Annotated in this window: 16 protein-coding genes and 1 pseudogene; 13 read left to right on the top strand and 4 right to left on the bottom strand. The window is 62.8% G+C overall.

Features of this window, described 5'->3' with window-relative positions; all coding sequences use genetic code 11:
• Positions 1-36: 36 nt before the first annotated feature.
• Genes DESFRDRAFT_RS03275 through DESFRDRAFT_RS21765 form a run of 4 tightly spaced genes read left to right on the top strand, consistent with a single transcriptional unit; the run spans position 37 to position 3,898 of the window.
• On the top strand, positions 37-858 hold the full coding sequence (locus DESFRDRAFT_RS03275; protein WP_005991073.1) for an ABC transporter permease: 822 nt from the start codon (positions 37-39) through the stop codon (positions 856-858).
• A complete protein-coding gene (locus DESFRDRAFT_RS22635) occupies positions 855-2,783 on the top strand; it encodes an ATP-binding cassette domain-containing protein (protein WP_005991072.1) in 1,929 nt (642 codons plus the stop codon). The genes DESFRDRAFT_RS03275 and DESFRDRAFT_RS22635 overlap by 4 nt, the downstream gene beginning before the upstream one ends.
• Positions 2,777-3,607: a phosphodiesterase gene (locus tag DESFRDRAFT_RS03265; RefSeq protein WP_005991071.1), complete on the top strand. Its 831-nt coding sequence runs from the start codon at positions 2,777-2,779 to the stop codon at positions 3,605-3,607. Before DESFRDRAFT_RS22635 ends, DESFRDRAFT_RS03265 begins: the two co-directional genes overlap by 7 nt.
• A 9-nt stretch (positions 3,608-3,616) precedes the next feature.
• Positions 3,617-3,898, top strand: a complete 282-nt coding sequence (locus DESFRDRAFT_RS21765) for a hypothetical protein (RefSeq protein ID WP_144004895.1) — start codon at positions 3,617-3,619, stop codon at positions 3,896-3,898.
• Between the two features lie 226 nt (positions 3,899-4,124).
• On the opposite strand, the gene DESFRDRAFT_RS03260 is transcribed toward DESFRDRAFT_RS21765, so the two are convergent.
• The gene (locus tag DESFRDRAFT_RS03260; RefSeq protein WP_005991070.1) at positions 4,125-4,997 is read right to left on the bottom strand and encodes an SWIM zinc finger family protein; all 873 of its coding nucleotides are present in this window, start codon (positions 4,995-4,997) and stop codon (positions 4,125-4,127) included.
• Between the two features lies 1 nt (position 4,998).
• Complete coding sequence (locus tag DESFRDRAFT_RS03255) at positions 4,999-8,100, bottom strand: DEAD/DEAH box helicase (protein ID WP_043793668.1); 3,102 nt, start codon at positions 8,098-8,100, stop codon at positions 4,999-5,001.
• Between the two features lie 300 nt (positions 8,101-8,400).
• Between DESFRDRAFT_RS03255 and DESFRDRAFT_RS03250 the strand changes: the two genes are divergently transcribed.
• Complete coding sequence (locus DESFRDRAFT_RS03250; protein ID WP_005991067.1) at positions 8,401-8,826, top strand: nucleotidyltransferase substrate binding protein; 426 nt, start codon at positions 8,401-8,403, stop codon at positions 8,824-8,826.
• The gene (locus DESFRDRAFT_RS03245) at positions 8,826-9,149 is read left to right on the top strand and encodes a nucleotidyltransferase domain-containing protein (RefSeq protein WP_005991066.1); all 324 of its coding nucleotides are present in this window, start codon (positions 8,826-8,828) and stop codon (positions 9,147-9,149) included. The genes DESFRDRAFT_RS03250 and DESFRDRAFT_RS03245 overlap by 1 nt, the downstream gene beginning before the upstream one ends.
• Positions 9,150-9,335: 186 nt before the next feature.
• Here DESFRDRAFT_RS03245 and DESFRDRAFT_RS03240 read toward each other — a convergent pair whose 3' ends face one another.
• Entirely contained in the window at positions 9,336-9,620 is a 285-nt protein-coding gene (locus tag DESFRDRAFT_RS03240) for an RNA recognition motif domain-containing protein (protein WP_005991065.1), read from the bottom strand.
• Between the two features lie 268 nt (positions 9,621-9,888).
• Between DESFRDRAFT_RS03240 and DESFRDRAFT_RS03235 the strand changes: the two are divergent.
• The 7 genes and pseudogenes from DESFRDRAFT_RS03235 to DESFRDRAFT_RS03210 form a co-directional block, all read left to right on the top strand.
• A pseudogene (locus DESFRDRAFT_RS03235) lies at positions 9,889-10,184 on the top strand (transposase); the annotation flags it as partial.
• A 179-nt stretch (positions 10,185-10,363) separates the two neighbouring features.
• A complete protein-coding gene (locus tag DESFRDRAFT_RS22480) occupies positions 10,364-10,510 on the top strand; it encodes a hypothetical protein (RefSeq protein WP_158306959.1) in 147 nt (48 codons plus the stop codon).
• A 222-nt stretch (positions 10,511-10,732) separates the two neighbouring features.
• Positions 10,733-12,343, top strand: coding sequence for an arylsulfatase (locus DESFRDRAFT_RS03230; protein WP_233489548.1), 1,611 nt, complete (start codon positions 10,733-10,735; stop codon positions 12,341-12,343).
• Positions 12,344-12,490: 147 nt separating this feature from the next.
• On the top strand, positions 12,491-13,486 hold the full coding sequence (locus tag DESFRDRAFT_RS03225) for an HAD family hydrolase (protein ID WP_005991062.1): 996 nt from the start codon (positions 12,491-12,493) through the stop codon (positions 13,484-13,486).
• A 117-nt stretch (positions 13,487-13,603) separates the two neighbouring features.
• On the top strand, positions 13,604-14,896 hold the full coding sequence (locus DESFRDRAFT_RS03220) for a cytochrome b N-terminal domain-containing protein (protein WP_005991058.1): 1,293 nt from the start codon (positions 13,604-13,606) through the stop codon (positions 14,894-14,896).
• Entirely contained in the window at positions 14,893-15,420 is a 528-nt protein-coding gene (locus DESFRDRAFT_RS03215) for a QcrA and Rieske domain-containing protein (protein ID WP_005991055.1), read from the top strand. Before DESFRDRAFT_RS03220 ends, DESFRDRAFT_RS03215 begins: the two co-directional genes overlap by 4 nt.
• Before the next feature lie 30 nt (positions 15,421-15,450).
• The gene (locus tag DESFRDRAFT_RS03210) at positions 15,451-17,724 is read left to right on the top strand and encodes a tetratricopeptide repeat protein (RefSeq protein WP_005991053.1); all 2,274 of its coding nucleotides are present in this window, start codon (positions 15,451-15,453) and stop codon (positions 17,722-17,724) included.
• A gap of 191 nt (positions 17,725-17,915) precedes the next feature.
• Here DESFRDRAFT_RS03210 and DESFRDRAFT_RS03205 read toward each other — a convergent pair whose 3' ends face one another.
• Entirely contained in the window at positions 17,916-18,977 is a 1,062-nt protein-coding gene (locus DESFRDRAFT_RS03205) for an MlaD family protein (RefSeq protein ID WP_005991051.1), read from the bottom strand.

Raw genomic sequence — 18,977 nt, 5'->3', positions numbered from 1 at the left:
CGGGGGCAAAGCCCCGCTCCCGCAAGGGATCGGCATATGTTTCGCTCCAACCGTCATTGGATTGTGGCCATGGGCTTGCCCCTGGGCGCGGTGCTTTTCGCCTTTTTCCTGCTCCCCATGGCCCGTCTGGTTCTGGAGACCGGCTCCCAGGGCGGGCTGCGGCTTTACATCGACGCCCTGACCAGGCCGCGCTATCTCACCAGCCTGTGCTACACCGTGGCCCTGTCCGCCGTGGTCACCCTGTTCTCCCTGGCCCTCTCCGGCGTGGTGGGGGTGTTTCTGGCCCGCAACACCTTTCCCGGCAAGCGCCTGCTGGTTTCCATGCTGACGTTTCCCCTGGCCTTCCCGGGTGTGGTCGTGGGCTTCATGGTCATCCTCTGGACCGGACGCCAGGGGCTTCTGGGACAACTCACCACCATGGTCTTTGGCCACAAGGTCGTGCTGGCCTATTCCATGACCGGCCTGTTCTTGGGCTACGTGTATTTTTCCATTCCCCGGGTGGTGACGGCGGTCATGGCCGCCGCGGAAAAAATCGACCGGGAACTGGAAGAGGCCGCCCGGTCCCTGGGCGCCTCGCCCTGGCGCGTGACGCGGGATGTCATCATCCCCGCCCTGACCCCGGCCTTCATCTCCTCCGGCGCCATCTGCTTCGCCACGTCCATGGGCGCGTTCGGCACCGCCTTCACCCTGGCCACCGACATCGATGTGCTGCCCATCACCATTTATACGGAGTTCACGCTGTCGGCCAACATCGGCATGGCGGCCTGCCTGTCCCTGATTCTGGGCGCAATCACCTGGGCCACCCTGTTCGCGGCGCGAAGCGTGGCCCGCGAGGACTCCATCGGGGCCGCGGGATGAAAAAACCGACTTTCCTCTGGGCCGCGCAACTGGGCCTGACCCTGGCCTGCGGCGCCTTTCTCATCATACCGGTGGGGCAGTCCGTGCTCACGGGCCTGTCGGCCAACGCCTTCAAGGGCGTTTCCAGCGGCCTGACCCTGCGCTGGGTGTGCCAGGTCTGGAGCCTTTACAGCGATACCATCTGGAGAAGCCTCCTTATCGCCCTGGTCTGTCTGGGCTGCTGCCTGGTTGTCGGCATTCCGGCCGCGTATTGCATGGTGCGCCTGAAAAGCCGCTGGACCGCCATGCTGGAAGAGTTGCTGGTGCTGCCCCTGGCCGTTCCGGGCCTGGCCATCGCTTTGGGCCTCTTGCTCAATTACGGCGGGTTCACCTGGTTTCGCATGAGCTGGCTGTTCATCCTGGCCGGCCACGTCGTCTTCTGCCTGCCGTTTATGGTCCGGTCCGTGGCCGCGGTCATGGCCATGGTGGACCTGCGCACGCTGGAAGAAGGCGCCGCCAGCCTGGGCGCGGGGTTTCTGACGCGCTTTATGACCGTTATCGTGCCCAATGCCCGGCCGGGCATCCTCTCCGGCGCGCTGATGGTCTTCACCCTGTCGGTGGGGGAATTCAACCTCACCTGGATGCTGCACACGCCCCTGACCAAAACCCTGCCGGTGGGACTCGCCAACAGCTATGCCTCCATGCGGCTGGAAATCGGCTCCGCCTACACCATTTACTTTTTTGCCCTCATCATCCCGCTTCTCACCGCCATGCAATGGCTGGGATCGCGAACCATCGCCACCGTGGCGGCCAAAGAGCCCGCCCAGGACGGCAAGGAGGCACAGGCCATGCCCCTCTCTTCCCCCATGCCCGAAGCGCGTGGCGTCCCCGTGCGCCTGCGCTCCTGCGCCAAAACCTTTCCGGACGGCACGACAGGGCTCAAACCCTTGGACCTGACCATCGAAGCCGGGCAGACCGTGGTGCTATTGGGGCCCTCCGGCTGTGGCAAGACAACCGCCCTGCGCCTCATCGCGGGACTGGAAACGCCGGACAGCGGCGGCAAGGTCCTTTTCGGGGATACCGATGTCACCGGGGTGCCCATCGAGGCGCGCAACGTGGGCATGGTCTTCCAGAACTACGCCCTGTTTCCCAACCTGAGCGTGTCTCGCAATATCGAATACGGCCTGCGCGTCCGTGGGGATGCCGCGCCCAAGCGGGCCGAGCGGGTCAGGGAAATGCTCGCCATGATGCGGATCGGCCATCTGGCGGACCGGCGCATCGAACAGCTTTCCGGCGGCCAGCGCCAGCGGGTGGCCCTGGCCCGGGCCATTGCGGTGCGGCCCCGCGTCCTGCTGCTGGACGAACCCCTCACCGCCCTGGACGCCAAGCTCCGCCACAGCCTGCGCGAGGAAATCCACACCCTGCTCACGCGCCTGGGCATCACGGCCGTGTACGTGACCCATGACCAGGGCGAGGCCATGGCCCTGGGCGACGTGGTGGTGGTCATGAACAATGGCGCGGTGGCCCAACAGGGCTCGCCCCGGGACATCTATTGCCACCCGGCGGACCCCTTTGTGGCGGATTTCATCGGCACCGTGAACAGGCTGCGGTGCGCCGTGCACGAGGACGGCATCCTTTTGCCTGGCGGGCATTGCCTCCCGCGCCGCTCGCTTGAGGGGGCCAACCGGGCAACGGCGGCCTCCCTCACCCTGCTTTTCCGGCCCGAGGCAGCGGAAATCATGGCCAACGGCGACGGCCAGATCCGGGCGGAAATCCTGTCCGCCAGCTTTCTGGGCGATAGGAATCGGCTGAAGGTCACGCTCCAGGACGGATCCGTCTGCACCCTGGACGCCTCGGCTGGCCGGGAGTTTACCCCGGGGGAAACCATTTCCTTTACCGTGCCGCCCCGAGCGCTCTCCCTCCTTCCCGGAGCGTCCGCATGCTGATCGCCCAGCTCTCCGACCTGCACGTGGCGGAGAACGGCCTGGCCTATGGCCAGGCCCCGTCCACCCAGGCCCTGGCCAATGCCGTGGCCTATCTCAACGCCCTTGTCCCGGCCCCGGATGTCGTGCTTGTCTCGGGCGACATCGCGGACCATGGCCTGGACGGCGAGTACGCCCAGGCCGCCTCCCTGCTGGGCCGCTTGAAGGCCCGATTCCTGCCGATCCCCGGCAACCACGACAACCGGGCCCGCTTGCGCGCCGCCTTTGCCCCGCAGAGCTCCCTTCAGGCCGCGCATCCCGACGCGCCGGTGCGCTATGTGGACGATACCCTGCCCCTGCGCTTGGTCGGGCTGGACTCCACCAGGCCCGGGCAGCACGGCGGCGGCTTGACCCCCCAGGACCTGGACTGGCTGGAGCAGGTTCTGGCCGAAGGCAGGCCGACACTGCTTTTCATGCACCATCCGCCCTTCACGGTGGGCATCGGCAACATGGATGCCGACGGCTTCACCCGGGCCGCGCCCTTGCAAGACCTGCTCGGCCGCTTCCCCAATGTGGCGCGCCTGTGCTGCGGCCACATGCACCGACCTGTCGTGCGCGCGTTCGGTGGAACCCTGGCCTGCATCGCCCCCTCCACAAGCCTGCAACTGGCCCTGGACCTGACCCCGGACGCGCCGTCCCGGTTCATGCTGGAACCCGGCGGCCTGGCCCTGCATTACCTGGCTTGCCCTGACCGCGATCCGGCCGGCCTCGTCACCCATTTCGGTCTGATCCCGGGCTGCGGCCACAGCTTTCCCGGACCGTTCCCGTTTTACGGGGTGACGCGCTAAGACGGGGCCTTGTCCCGGCCCCGGGGGGGGGGCCGACGGCCCGATCCCGATCAGGCCCATCCCCGGGGCCTTGCCCGTTCCGTCCCTGTTGATGCCTGTCCCGGCCACGCAGCGCGCCATTGGCATCTTGTTCTCGCCCTGCGGGGTATCACCTGGATCAAGTTTAGCCCGTTTATCGGCATGGCCTACCGGTGCCGCCGCTGGTTCGTCGATGATCGCTCCCGCGCGGGCCTGGAAAGGCTGATCCTGAAAAACATCCGCAAGATCGGCTTCCCGGGCGACCTCACTTAGGCCGGTCGCCGTTACCGCGCTGCAACAACGAAAAACACCCCCAAGGGGATAACCCCTTCTTTTTTTCCCCAGCCAACACTGCGCCAACGGGTTTTGTTGGCCCCCCTGTAGGAGCGGCACAAGGGGGCGCAGACGCGGGCCAGCATGAGCATCCGGAAAAGGCCGCTTGAATTTGATTCAAGCAATCGGGGGACCATTTTCGATTTTCTAGGGGGTCAGCTCTCCCTTACTCCTCAAGGATTGCCGCCAGCCCCCTTTTTGATGCCGCCTCATACAACGTCTCAAGTGCCGGCAAAAATTCCTCCTGACCCCGCCAAAATGGAAATGCACCCAGGCGGCAGACTAACGACGCTTTAACCGCCGGCACGGATATTTCCCCCAGCGTCACGTCCTCGTGTGCTTCTTGGCCCCAGAACGCGCCGCAATCGACGGGCAGCGGTTCACGTGCACTACTCGCGCTGCCTGACTTTTGCGCATGCGCCTCGGCCTGAGGCGCATCATCTTCCACCTGTACATCCTGTAGCATCTCAATCAGACCCGCCCGCGTCATCCCCCTGAGCTTAAAAAGCAAAAACGGATCTCGGTCGAATTCTTCGGCCACGAGAAAATACACGGCGGCGATATGTTTGCAGGGATTTGACCAGTCCGGGCAGGAGCACTCCGTTATCAAGTCTTCGTAACGGGAGGGGAAAAGCGACACCTTGGCCTTTTTGAAAACGTCCTCCAGGGCCTGCGGCATTTGCCCCGCGAGCAGGGCAGCGACATGGCCTGTCTCGTGAGAAAGAACGGTGGCGACCTTGGACCATTCCGCTGGAGACAGTGTTTTGACGCGTATGGTAACGACATAGGGCTTCGATCGAGAGCCCTGCACCATGGCGGAAATGGCACCAACGCCGATTTCCACGGCGAGGACCTGCCCGCTCCGAGCATAACTGCGCCCCCGGGCCAGTCTGGCCCCAAGGTTGAATCCGGAGAGAACCTCGATCCACCGCTTGGCCCACCAGCTTTCGCCGAAAGGACCACGTTTGCTTTGCGCCTTGATGCCGCCCTTTGCCGTCTTGGGCTTGGATGGGGGGAAATATCCGTAATACGGAGACATACTATGCTCCAAGCGCTTCCTTGCGAAGCGCAAAGAGGTCTTTGAGCTCGGCGTTGGACAGCTCCGTAAGCCATGCTTCGCCAGTGCCCACCACGGCATTGGCCAAACTCTGCTTCTGTTCGATCATGGCGTCTATTTTGTCTTCCAAGGTTCCGACGCACAGGAATTTGTGTACCAGGACGTTTTTGTGTTGTCCGATGCGAAAGGCCCGGTCCGTGGCCTGATTTTCCACTGCCGGATTCCACCAGCGGTCATAGTGGAAGACGTGGTTGGCATTGGTCAGGTTGAGCCCCGTCCCGCCAGCCTTTAGCGACAGGATAAATATCGGCGGTGCCCCGGCGGACGACTGGAAACGCTCGACCATCTTGTCTCGAAGGTTTTTCGTCACGCCGCCGTGCAGGAAGAGGAGTTCCTGGCCAAACGTTTCCTGGAGGTGGGTTTTGAGGAGGTCCCCCATCTCTTTGAACTGGGTAAAGACCAGTGCCCTGTCGCCGGCTTCGACCACTTCCTCGAGCATTTCCGTCAGGCGGGAGAGTTTGCCGGACCGATCGGCGATGGCCGAATTGTCGCCGAGGAATTGGGCCGGGTGGTTGCACACCTGCTTGAGCTTGGACAGAGTGGCCAGGATGATCCCCTTGCGCTTTATGCCTTCGGCTTCGGCCAGGGTCTTTTCCAAATCCTTGAGTACGGCGGCGTACAGAGAGGCCTGTTCCTTCGTCAGATGGCAGCGTTCCTTGCGTTCCACCTTGTCGGGCAGGTCGGCGATGACGGTCTTGTCTGTCTTGACGCGACGCAGGATGAAGGGGCCGGTCAAACGCTTGAGCTTTTCCGGGGCCTCGGGATCGCGACCGGTCTGGATAGGAACGAAAAATCGTCGGCGAAACTCCGCCTGAGTTCCCAGAAATCCCGGGTTGAGAAACTCCATGATCGACCACAGATCGCCGACATTGTTCTCGACAGGCGTACCGGTCAGGGCGATTCGAAAATCCGCCGGGATACCCCGGGCCGCCTTGGCTTGTTTCGTCTCAGGATTCTTGATGTTTTGCGCCTCGTCCAGAATCACTCCGGCCCAGGTGATTTTTTGAAAAAAGGATACGTCACGCTGCAAAAGCCCATAGCTCGTAATGACCAAGGCATGCCCGGATGCTGTTTTTTGAAAAGTTGCATCTTTTTTCCGGCCCAGTCCATGATGCACCATGACCGGCAACCCGGGAGCGAATTGGGCCGCTTCCTGGACCCAGTTGTTGACCACGGAAGTCGGGCAGATCAGCAGACTGGGTTTCTTCTCGCCGCCCTCCCGCAGCGAAAGGAGCAGCGCCAAGGTCTGCATGGTTTTGCCGAGTCCCATGTCGTCGGCAAGGCAGGCTCCGAGACCCCAGTGCCGTAAAAAAGACAGCCAGGAGAATCCGCGAAGTTGATAGGGGCGCAGCCTGGCGGCGAGTGCCCCTGGAGGGGAAAACTCCTGGTAGTTCGTCCGTCCTTCAAGCTGTTCCAGGAGGTCTTTGATCCAACCGGTCGCCTCGATGCCGCCAAAAGCAAACCCATGATGCGTTTCCTGGCCTCCAAGCGCCATGTGGATGATCTCGCGCACCGAAGCCGCTTCGTTCGCCTTTTTCTTCCAATAGGCCACGGCGGAGGCGATCGCTTCGGCATTGACCTCGACCCATTGCCCCCGAACCTGGACCAATGGTGCCTTGAGTTTGGCCAGGGCCGTGAGTTCCTTAAGACTCTTGCGGGTTTCCCCGAGTGAGACTTCCCACTGAAATTCCGCAATGGCGTCCAGGGACAAGCCGCCTGACGTAGTAAATTGCGGACTCGCTACATGCGCCCGGACGACAGGGCGCAGTTTCGTCCCTGTGCGGGTCCACCAGGCCGGGAGCATGACGCCGAAACCGGCTTGTTCGAGCGCGGGGGCTGTCAATGTCAGGAACTCGTGGGCAGCCTTGGTGTCGCAGGGAAACCCGGTTGGGGCCGGCCCTTTCAGACTGGCGGCAATAGGCGCGGAGAGGACGGACGCTTGCCCCAGGGACAGCAGCACGTATTCCTTGGGATTGGGGCCAAGGGGCTTAAGTGCTTCACGCTTTGCTGCTTTTGTCTTCCAGAGTTCAGCCAAGGGGACCAGTAAACTGCGGTCGCTATGCGGTTGCAAAAAATACGATACCTTCCAGGTCTCTTTCCCTGGTGGTGCCTCCTCGCTTGGTTCTTCCAGCCTGAAACACAGGCGCACCGGAGAAGCTGCCGTCACAGTGACAGGCCGCTTCCAGCGCATGATGTCCTTGTGGAGCGCGGAGACATCCTTTCTTGCCCACTCGATCAGCCCTTCTGGAGCACGTAATGCGGCCATCCAGGCATCATGGACGCTTTCCGGTGCAAGCGATTGCCGTGAGCGTCGGTCGGATTTCCTTTCCGCCGCAATGGCTGATCGAACCAGGGCATCAACCGCTTCGACGAGGAATGACCGCAGGACTTGCTGCGCCGGTATCGATGGCGATTGTTTTTGGCTGGGATCGGCCAGGGCGCGAGCCGAAGGCGGCATCCGCCCCGCGAACGTCACCAAGCGCCCTTGATCCCCGGCGTCGAGCGCAGGCTCCCACACGGCATGCAGTTCGCCGCCGACAGTACGAATGCCGGGAAGAAATTGCTGTTTGGCCACCAGCGCCCCCGCGAATCGAAGCATCTCCGCCCAGTAGGCGAGATCGTCACCCACGACGACGCCGCTGGCGAGTGTCCTTTTCCGCCAACAGACTGCAAGAATGGCCAAAAGCGCATCACTCTCCAGAAGCAACGCAGGGACCAACCACGGGGTCAAGGTCGTGGCCGATGTGGGTGCTTCCGTATCTCCAAGAAGATGGCTTGAGGGAAGGGGGGCTTTCGCATGGGAGGGCAGCCAAACTGCGGCATCAATTGGCAATGCTGCAGCCTTGGCCAAGGGAAATCTTTTTTTCAGCAGCGCATCAAGTGATTCTGCGCGGACGGCACTGGGCGACGGACGTGGAGGAGATTTTTTCCCCTTCAAAGGGCTGGGGCTGGCGGCGGCATCAAAAGGCGCTTCCCCCCAGAGGAGCAACCCGACATCGGAGTGGGCGGCATGAAGGATAATCATAAGCCTTGACCCTGCATGGCATTTGGCGGCAGGGGTAGCAGGATGCATTGACTCTCGCAAGCAGCTACAAGAAGCGGCACCTTGAAAGCTTTTACAAGCTCCGATCACAGGCCCTTGTAAACGGGTGATCGACAGGATATCCGGGGGCTAGGTGTAATGTTCGCCATGCCCTCCATCTCAGTTCGCGTGGCCTCGGTCGCCGAGGAATATTCAGAGAGCGATTCTGCCCGGCCATTCGTGGAATGTGCCGATATGTCAAACCCCGGCGCGGAATTCTCGGTGAGATCAGGGAGATAAGGGATGCCGGAAGATATTCGCTGGAAACAGCGGTTTGAAAACTACGTAAAGGCGCTCCAGACACTTTCCGACGCCGTAGAACTGGCCCAAAAGCGAGCCCTCTCGATGCTGGAAGAGCAGGGAGTGATCCAGTCATTCGAATTCACGCATGAACTCGCCTGGAATGTCTTGAAGGATTACCTTGAGTACCAGGGTGTCAGGGACATCGTTGGTTCGAGAGGGGCTGTTCGCGAGGCGTTCAAGAATGGACTGATTGAAGATGGCGAAACATGGATGACGATGATCCGGGACAGAAATCTCTCCTCGCACACCTACAATCAGGGGACAGCTCAAGACATCGTCAAGAGAATTCTGGGGGAACATCATCCGGCTTTTCTGAAGATGTCAAAAAAATTCAGCAGTCTCTACGAACAATCTGGAAACGAGTGATGCAATTCGGGCTCAGTGAGCAAACAATAGAAAAAATCAACTCGGTTTTCGCAAGGCACCCCGAGGTTGAAAAGGTGGTGCTTTATGGTTCACGTGCCAAGGGGACGCACAAGCCGGGTTCGGATATCGACTTGACCCTTTACGGAAATGAAATTTCCCAGAAAGAAACGAACCGAATTCTTGATGATCTTGAGGAGCTTGATCTGCCCTATAGTATCGACCTTTCAGTTTTCAGTCGACTGAACCACGTCCAGTTACGCGACCACATTGAACGTGTTGGCGTTGTGTTCTATGCCCGCCACCTTGATAGCTGCGTTGGCTGACGTGACCACCCGGACCACCTCACCCCGAAAGGGAAGGGCTCAACTACGTTTTGCCCCGGGCCTCCCGCCACCAGGATTCCGACCAGGCGGCCATGCGCCGCAAGCACCCATCCCCGCCACGCAAAAAGGGCCAGGAACATGTCCTGGCCCTTCGTCGTTAGGTTGTCCGACCCGAGTCTTCGGCGACTACCAGCGGCTGCCGCTACGGTTGCTGCCGCCGGAGCGGGGCTTGTCCTCGGCTTCGTTCACTTTCAGATTGCGGCCGCCAAACTCCTGGCCGTCCATGCCGGCGATGGCCGCCCGGGCGCCTTCATCGTCCATCTCTACGAAACCAAAACCGCGCAGGCGGCCTGTTTCACGATCAGTAATGAGATTGACACTGATGACTTCGCCGAAGTTGGAGAACTGGGTGCGGATGTCGTCTTCGCTGGAATTGAAAGACAAATTACCGACATAGAGTTTCTTGGACATGGGTCGCTCCTGTTTTTTAGCACTTCTTTTCGTATCAATTGGAACTGTACATCAGATCGCCCAAGATCCAAAAAATCCATGCTTATTAAAATAGACTGAACTCGAAACAGATACGCCCATCGCGGCAAATGTAAAGGGCTGGCCCGAAAATAAAAGTGGAGACCATCTTGTTGTTGCATGTCCATCCGGGTGGGAGGGCACCCCCCCCGAAAAAAGCTCGCTCTAAAAAGTAGTATTTTCTCGGAACCCCGGACGAGGAAATTTTTACATGAAGACGTCTCTCTACTCCGATAGCCAGATCCTAAGCATCCTGAAACAGGCCGGAAATGGCATTGCCGTAGCAGAACTTTGCCTCGAACACGGTATGAGCAGCGCCACGTTCTACAAGTGGCGGGCGAAATACGGCGGCATGAACGCCTCCCTCATGGCCCGGATGAAAGAGCTTGGGGAGGAAAACCGCCGACTCAAGGGCATGTACGCCGAAGCCCAGATGAAGGCCGAGGTTCTCCGGGAGGCGCTCGGGAAAAAGTAATCAGGACCTCTCGCCGCCGTGAGATGGCCAAAATGCCGTGAAGGGGAAAGCCCTGGGCAGGCCATCAGAACAAGCTGCTGACCGTGGGCGTTTTCCCGAATTACTTCTGGAAAATCGGATCGAGCAGCCAAGGGGATAGGACGCCTGACATCAATCAGGGCATTCTGTTTTTTTTCTTGTGTTCAATCCGCCCAAGGCATGGCAAATTGGAATGAATCCCACCATAACCTACGATCATCAGGCAACCGAAGGGAACCGGTGGGACGTGCCGGTGGGCCTTTTTGTCGGAAGGAACGTCAAAATCGGCCACACGCCGGTCATCGAATCGCTGATCAAGAATCCGGTCTTCGGGCAATAACCTGCCCGGCGGGCTCGACATGCGCGCATTTTCGAATTTCCCGCGGGCGGCTTTGGCCCCGCGCTCCACGGGAGGCCTTCCCGGGCGCAACGGGCAATGGGAGCGCGGGAGTTCTTCAAAAAGCGATACAAAGGCTGGATCATCGCCCATGCATACTCTGGGCGCCGTGCTAACGAAAAATGGAGGCATGACGTAATGCGGAGATGGACGAGACGGCTGGCAATGAGCGTATTCGCGGCCCTGTTGTGTTTTCCGGGAGTTTCCCGGGCGGCGGACAAACCGAACATTTTGCTTATCGTTGCCGATGACGTGGGCTTCGGCGACCTTGGCGTGTACGGCGGCGGCGCGGGGCGCGGCATGCCCACGCCCAACTTTGACCGGATGGCGGACGAGGGCATGACCATGTTCTCGTTCTACGGCCAGCCGAGCTGCACCCCCGGCCGCGCCGCCATGCAGACCGGCCGCATCCCCAACCGCAGCGGCATGACCACCGTGGCCTTCCAGGGCCAGGGCGGCGGCCTGCCGAAGGCGGAATGGACCCTGGCTTCGGTCCTCAAGCAGGCCGGCTACGACACCTACTTCACCGGCAAATGGCACCTGGGCGAGGCCGATTACGCCCTGCCCAACGCCCAGGGCTACGACCACATGAAGTACGCCCTGCTGTACCACCTCAATGCCTACACCTACGGCGACCCCAAGTGGTTCCCGGACATGGACCCCAAGCTGCGCGAGATGTTCCAGAAGGTGACCAAGGGCGCGCTGTCGGGCGATGCCGGGGGAAAGGTCACCCAGGACTGGGCGGTCAACGGCGAGTATGTCGATACGCCGGAAAAGGGTGTGGTGGGCATTCCTTTCCTCGACAAGTACGTGGAAAAGGCGGGCTTGGAATTCCTGGAAGAGGCGGCCAAGTCCAAGAAGCCCTTTTTCATCAACGTCAACTTCATGAAGGTGCACCAGCCGAATCTTCCGGCCCCGGAATTCGAGCACAAGTCCCTGTCCAAGAGCAAGTACGCCGACTCCATGGTGGAACTCGACACCCGCGTCGGGCGCCTCATGGACAAGCTGCGCGAGCTTGGCCTGGACAAGAACACCCTGGTCTTTTTCACCACGGATAACGGCGCCTGGCAGGACGTGTACCCCGACGCCGGCTACACGCCTTTTAGGGGCACCAAGGGCACGGTGCGCGAAGGCGGCAACCGCGTGCCGGCCATTGCCTGGATGCCCGGCAAGATCAAGGAGCACGTCAGAAACAACGACATCCTCGGCGGCCTGGACCTCATGGCCACCTTCGCCCATCTGGCCGGCCTCACGCTCCCGGAAAAGGACCGTGAGGGCCAGCCCATCATCTTCGACAGCCACGACATGTCGCCCGTGCTGTTCGGCACCGGCAAGTCCGATCGCACCACCTGGTTCTACTTCACCGAGGAAGAACTCACCCCCGGCGCGGCGCGCGTGGGCCATTACAAGGCCGTGTTCAACCTGCGCGGCGACGACGGCGCCCAGACCGGCGGCTTGGCCGTGGACAGCAACCTCGGCTGGAAGGGCGCGAGCAAGTACGTCGCCACCGTGCCCCAGGTCTTCGACCTCTGGCAGGACCCCCAGGAACGCTACGACATCTTCATGAACAACTACACCGAACACACCTGGACGCTCGTGACCTTCAACCAGGCGGTCGGCGACCTCATGAAGACCTACGTCAAGTACCCGCCCCGCAAGATGCAAAGTGAAGTGTACACAGGCCCCATCACGCTTTCGCGGTATCAGAACTTTCAGTTCGTTCGCGAAGCGCTCAAGAAAGAGGGCGTCAGCCTGCCCATGCCGACCGGCAACTAGGCCAGGCGCCGCGCTTGCAGCACCATTGCCAGCGTAACCGTGTAAAAAAAGCCTGCCCCCGGGAAACCGTTTCGCCCTGGGGGCGGGCTTTTCATGACGCCGCGACGGCCTGGGCGTCACGCTGCAACCCTCGACCGGGGAGTCCTTATGCTGAAACTGCACAGAACCGCACTGACGGCGCTTGTCCTGGCCCTGCTTCTCGCCTGTGCCCAACTGTCCCTGGCGCAGCCGGGCGATCCGCTGCCCTCGTGGAACGACGGCCCGAACAAGACGGCCATCCTCGATTTCGTGCACAAGGTGACCCGCGAAGGTTCGCCGGATTTCGTGCCCGTGCCCGAACGCATCGCCACCTTTGACAACGACGGCACGCTCTGGGCCGAAAAGCCGCTCTATTTCCAAGTGTTTTTTATTCTCGACCGGGTGAAGGCCATGGCCCCGCAGCATCCCGAGTGGCAAACCCGGGAACCGTTTGCCTCGGTGCTCAAGGGGGACCTCAAGGGCGCCTTTTCCGGCGGCGACCAAGCGCTTGTCGCCCTGGCCCTGGCCGCCCAGACCGGCATGTCCACGGCGGACTTCGCGCGGGAGGTGCAAGACTGGATCGCCACCGCCCGCCATCCCCAGACCGGGATGCTTTTCACGGAGATGGTCTACCAGCCCATGCTGGAACTGCTTGGCTATCTTCGCGCCAACGGTTTCAAGACCTTCATCGTCTCCGGCGGGGGCATCGAATTCATGCGGCCCTGGACGGAAAGGGTTTACGGCGTGCCGCCCGAACAGGTGGTGGGCAGCAGTTTCCAGACGCAATACGAGATGACCCCGGACGGCCCGGTTCTCATGCGCCTGCCCAAGATCGCCTTTGTCGACGACAGGGAAGGCAAGCCCGTGGGCATCAACGCACATATCGGCCGTCGTCCCGTCGCCGCCTTCGGCAACTCCGACGGCGACATCCAGATGCTGGAATGGACCACCGTGGGCCAAAAGGGGGCGCGGCTGGCCATGCTGGTGCACCACACCGACGCCGCCCGCGAATACGCCTACGACAAGGGCACGGAAAAAGCCTTGAAGGAAGCCACGGCCCGGGGCTGGAACATCGTGGACATGAAGGACGATTGGAACGTCATCTATCCTTCCGTGAAAAAATAGGGCAAGGCCGGAGGAACGCGCAGGGTCCACGATTTCCCCTGGCCACGTCCGGCGTCGCCGGGCTTGGCGTCCGCAGTGCACCTTTACCGTCCGGTCGCCCAAGAGGTTTTTTGCCGCATGGCGTCTTCCCGGAAATCCGTCACGGACCTGATCCTGCACCTGCATCCGCCAAGCGTGCCCGCCGCGACGCTGCGTTTCAGGCTGAGTTTCGGCCTTGGCGGCATGGCCGTGACACTTGCCGGGCTGCTTTTCGTCACGGGCCTTCTGCTGCTGCTGGCCTACCGCCCCGAAACCGACGCGGCCTACGGTTCGATCCTGGTCATCACCCGGGAAGTCCCCTTCGGTCCCTTTGTCCGCAACATCCACCACGCCAGCGCCAACCTGCTGGTGGCCGTGGCCCTGCTGCACCTTTTCCGCGTGGCGGCGACCGGCGCGTTCGGCCCGGGACGGCGGCTCAACTGGATCATCGGCCTTGCGCTTTTGGCCCTGGTCCTGGCCGCGAACTTCACCGGCTACCTGCTCCCCTGGGACCAGCTCGCCTACTGGGCCGTGACCATCTGCACCAGCATGCTTAGCTACGTGCCCCTTGGCGGGCAGTGGCTGCTGGAACTGTTCCGGGGCGGCACGGACATCGGTCAACCGACCCTGGCCAATTTCTTCGTGCTCCACGTGGCGGCCGTGCCCGGTCTGCTGATCGCCTTTTCCTTCTGGCACTTCTGGCTGGTCCGCCGGGCCGGGGGGCTTGTCCGCTCCGGGGAGGAGGGCGGTCCGCGCCTGCCGACCGTGCCGCATCTGCTTGCGCGGGAGGCGGCCGTGGGCCTGTCGCTGATTGCTTTCGTGCTCCTTGTCGCCATGGTCTGGGACGCGCCGCTTCTGGCCCAGGCAAATCCCGCGCTGAGCCCCAATCCGGCCAAGGCGCCGTGGTATTTCCAGGGCTTCCAGGAGCTCCTGCTCCATCTCGATCCGGTTTTCGCCGTCTGTATCTGGCCGCTTCTCGGCGCGGCGGCCTTGCTGGCCGTGCCCTTTTGGCCCGGCAGCGCCCTGCCGCCCGGGGACTGGTTCGGCTCGCCGCGCGGCCGGCGTCTGGCCGCCGGGATGTTCGCGGCCGGCCTGCTGCTCACCACCGGGGTCATCCTGCTGGACAATTTCCTGCCGGTCGCCGCCGGGCCGTCCGGCAGCGCCTGGATCACCCGGGGCCTTTTGCCCACGTTCCTCGTGCTCGCCGTCTTCGCGGGCGCGTATCGGTTGCTGGTCAAAACATGGGGCGCGCCCCGGGCCGAAGCCGTGATGGCCTGTCTGTGCCTGGCCCTGGCCGGACTTGTCGTGTGCACGGTCGTCGGCGTCTGGTTTCGCGGCCCGGAGATGCGCCTTGTCTGGCCCCTGGCGCAAGGAGGCGCGTCGACACCATGAAGCGGAACAGAAAGGAGGCGGCGAAGGCCATGGATAACGCCCAGGCCGAACCCGGCCGCCGCCGGTTCTTCGGCTGGCTGTGGGCCGTGATCGGACTCGCCGCCGTGGCGGAATTCTGCTGGATCGGCGTCTCGTTTCTGCTTGCCCGCAAGGCGCGAAGCGCCAAGGCCGCCGGGGCGCGCATCGTTACCGCCGGGGCCGTCGACGCCTTTTCGCCGGATACGGTGACCGCCATCCCAAGCGGCCAGTTCTTCCTGGCCCGCCTGCCCGACGGCGGTTTTCTGGCCCTGTCGCGCACCTGCACGCACCTGGGCTGCTCGATCCATTGGGACGCGGAAAAAAGCCGCTTCCAGTGCCCCTGCCACGGTTCGAGCTTCAGTCTGGCCGGCGAGGTCCTAAGCGCCCCGGCCCCGAGGCCCCTGGACTGTTACCCGGTGCGCATCGAAAACGGCCTGGTCAAGGTGGACGTGGCCGCCCCGCGCCGCCGGGACCGCTTCGAACCGGATCAGGCCGCCCGGATCTGACGCCGTGCCAACCCGGGACGACAGCATGCCATGACGCAGGCCACGGACAACACCAAACCCTGGGAACGGGCGGCCCTTTTCGCCGCCGGGATCATCCTGGCCTCGCCGGTTCTCTATCTGCTCGTCTTCGGCCCGGGAAAGCCCCCGCCCAAGGACACGCCGGCCGCCTTCGTCGGCAGCGCGAAATGCCAGAAGTGCCATGAGACGCAATACAAGAAATGGCTCGGCTCCGACCACCGCCTGGCCATGGCCGAAGCCGGCGAGGGCACGGTGCTCGGCGATTTCGGCAACGTCAGCTTCACCGATCCCTACAGCCACGTGGTCTCGCGTTTTTTCCGCAAGGACGGCCGCTATTACGTCGAAACCGAAGGCCCGGACGGCAAGCCCGGGCAGTTCCGGATCGCCTACACCTTTGGCGCGCGCCCCTTGCAGCAGTACCTCGTGCCCTTTCCCGGCGGCCGGCTCCAATGCCTCAACATCGCCTGGGACGTGGACAAAAAGACCTGGTACCGCCTGCCGCCCTATGACGCGGTCCCGCCGGGCGACTGGCTGCACTGGACCGGCGGCGGGCAGACCTGGAACGCCATGTGCGCCGAGTGCCACTCGACCAACGTGACCAAGGGCTACGATCCCGAAACCGGCGACTACCATACCACCTGGTCCGAGATCACCGTGGGCTGCGAGGCCTGCCATGGCCCGGGCTCCAAACACCTGGCCTGGGCCGCTATGCCGCCTCTGGCCCGAAGCCGGACCGACAATTCCGGCCTCACCGTGCGCACGGGAAACGTCACCGCCGACGCGCAAATACGGCTGTGCGCGCCCTGCCATTCCCGGCGCTTCCAGCTCGGCGACAACCGCCATGTCCAGGGCGAGCTGCTCGACCTCATGGTGCCGGAGCTTTTAAACGAAGGGGTCTATTATCCCGACGGCCAGATCCTCGGCGAGGACTATGTGTACGGCTCCTTTGCCCAAAGCAAGATGCACCAGCGCGGCATTCGGTGCAGCGATTGTCACGACGTGCATAGCGGCAAGCTTCACAAGGAAGGCAACGCCGTGTGCACCCAATGCCACCGGGCCGCCGTCTACGACACCAAGGAGCATCATTTTCATAAGGAAGTGCATGAGGGAAAGCCAAGCGACGGGCACCTGTGCGTCAAGTGCCACATGCCCGGCCGCTATTACATGGGCATCGACTACCGCCCGGACCACAGCCTGCGCGTGCCCCGTCCGGACTTAAGCGCCAGCATCGACACGCCCAACGCCTGCATGGCCAAGGGCTGCCATGCGGACAAGAGCCTCGCCTGGAATATCGAGGCCTGCACGAAATGGTACGGCGAGACGCGAAAGCCCCAGTACGGGACGGTCTTCGCCGCCGGTCGCGCCCGGAAGCCGGAGGCCGAGGCGGGCCTGATCCGTCTGGCCGAGGACCCGCTGTTGCCGGCCATCGTCCGGGCCACGGCCCTGGGGCTCTTGCGCGCCTATCCCAACCCGGCCAGCCACGCCTGTCTGGCCAAGGGGCTCGACGACCCGGACGCCCTGATCCGCTACACCGCCATCCGCAGCCTGGAATACTTCGATCCCGACACAAGGCTCAGGCGCATCGCGCCCAAGCTCTACGACCCGGTCAAGGCGGTGCGCATGGAAGCGGCCATGATGCTCTCCGCCCTGCCGGAAGACCGTCTGCGCCCGGACGACCGGGAGGCCTTTCGCAAGGCCCTTGGCGACTACCGGCAAGCCATGCGCTACAACGCCGACCTGGCCCCGGAGCGCTACAATCTCGGCAACCTGGCCGCCAACCGGCACGATGTGCCGACGGCCATCCGCGAATACGAAAAAGCCATTGCCATCGATTCCCAGTTCTACCCGGCCAAGGTCAATCTGGCCGTCCTTTTGAACGGGCAGGGGAAAAACGAGGAAGCCGAACGGCTCTTGAAGGAAGTCCTGCTGCAACGCCCCGAGCTTTACGAAGTGTCGTATTCGTTGGGACTGCTACTGGCCGAGATGCGCAAGTACAAGGAAGCGGAGCATTATCTGGAAAGCGCCGCGATGGGCATGGACTACGGCCGCGCCTCCTACAACCTGGGCCAGGTGCTGCTGGTGCTTGGGGAGCCCGAGCGGGCGGCGCGGGCGTTTTCGCGGGCCCTGGAGCTCGCTCCCGGGGATCAACAGGCATTTGCCGCCCTGGCCGGGCTTTACCTGCGCACGGGGCGGACGGACAAGGCCAGGGAGCTGGCCGAGCGTCTCCTGCATGAGTTCCCGAACCACCAGGGCGCAAAGCAACTCTTACGTCGCCTGGGGAATTAGCCTCGTCCCACTGTTGCTATTTTGCATGAACAATGGCGTCCTGCGTTCGGACTGAGGTGGTACGGATTGGTTGGACAGGTTGGCGGCGAAGTTACGGTAAAGAGAGTCCGGTTGGTGTCCATGCCGCCTCGCATGCCGAGTGGCCTTCCCGGTTCACGTCGGAGCGGATGTCGCCGCCAAGGGGGGACGCATCATTTGCGGGCTCCTCCCTTACCCTGGATGAGGGCCTCGGGGTGGCGTTCGAGGAAGTCGGCCAGTTCGCGGATGGACCGGGCGGCGCGCGCGATTTCCGACAAGGCCCGGTTGAGGTCCGTGACGGTGGGCGAGTTGGCGTTGACGATCTTCTGGAAATTGCCGAGCGCCCCCCGGGCATCCTTGAGGGTTGCGTCGAAGGAGCCCATGGCGGAGATGGCCGCCGCCGCCAGTCCGTCGGCGCGGCGGTCGACATTCCGGGCCAGGCCGCTGTAGGCGTCCAAGGTTATTTCCAGCATGTGCGCCAGCGGGTTCACCTGGCTTTTGACGGCTTCCAGCATGGTCGTGGCGCTGGTGAGCGCGGTGTCGATCTTGGCCGGCATCCGCTTGACCTGGGGCGAGTTGACCAGGGCCTCGATGCCCGTGACCGCGCCGATAAGCCGGTCGACGAGTTCCTGGAGCGGGAGCTTCTCCAGGGTCTTGGTCAGCTTTTCGAACATGGACGGCACGGTGGGGATCTCGACCAGATCGGACTTGCCGACCAGCCGTTCCGGGGTGTCGGGCATGAGGTCCAGGGCGATGGCCAGTTGCCCGGTCACGAAGCTCTGGGTGACGAGCTGGGCGCGCAGGCCCTTTCGGATCAACAGCCGCAGCAGATCGGCGGGCGAGGTGTCGCGCGCCTGCAGGAGTGTTTCAACCGTCCGTTTGGGCCCCGGGCCGCTCAGTTCGACGCGGCCGCCCAGGATTTCCACCACCACGGGGATGTAAAACTTCAGGTGCTCCGGATCGGCCAGGATGCGGATTCCCTTGACCGTGCCCAGGGGGACGCCGCGAAAAAGAACCGGTGCGCCGACCTCGAGTCCGCTGACGGAATTGGGGAAAAACATGATGCAGCGGAGTTTCGGCGTGAAAAGCGTGCCCGAGCCCAGGGCGACGATGGCCCCGAGCCCCAGGGCCAGGGCTCCGAGCACGAACAGGCCGATCAGGGTTTTGTTGGCTTTGGCGCTCATGGTGAAAAGCGGCGGCCGGCGACGCTGGGAAACGCCGCCGGCCGGTTTCAT

This window comes from Solidesulfovibrio fructosivorans JJ] (genome assembly GCF_000179555.1).
Lineage (GTDB): Bacteria > Desulfobacterota > Desulfovibrionia > Desulfovibrionales > Desulfovibrionaceae > Solidesulfovibrio > Solidesulfovibrio fructosivorans.
The sequence above is the reverse complement of the archived record's forward strand: the minus strand, read 5'-3'. Positions and strand labels throughout refer to the sequence as shown.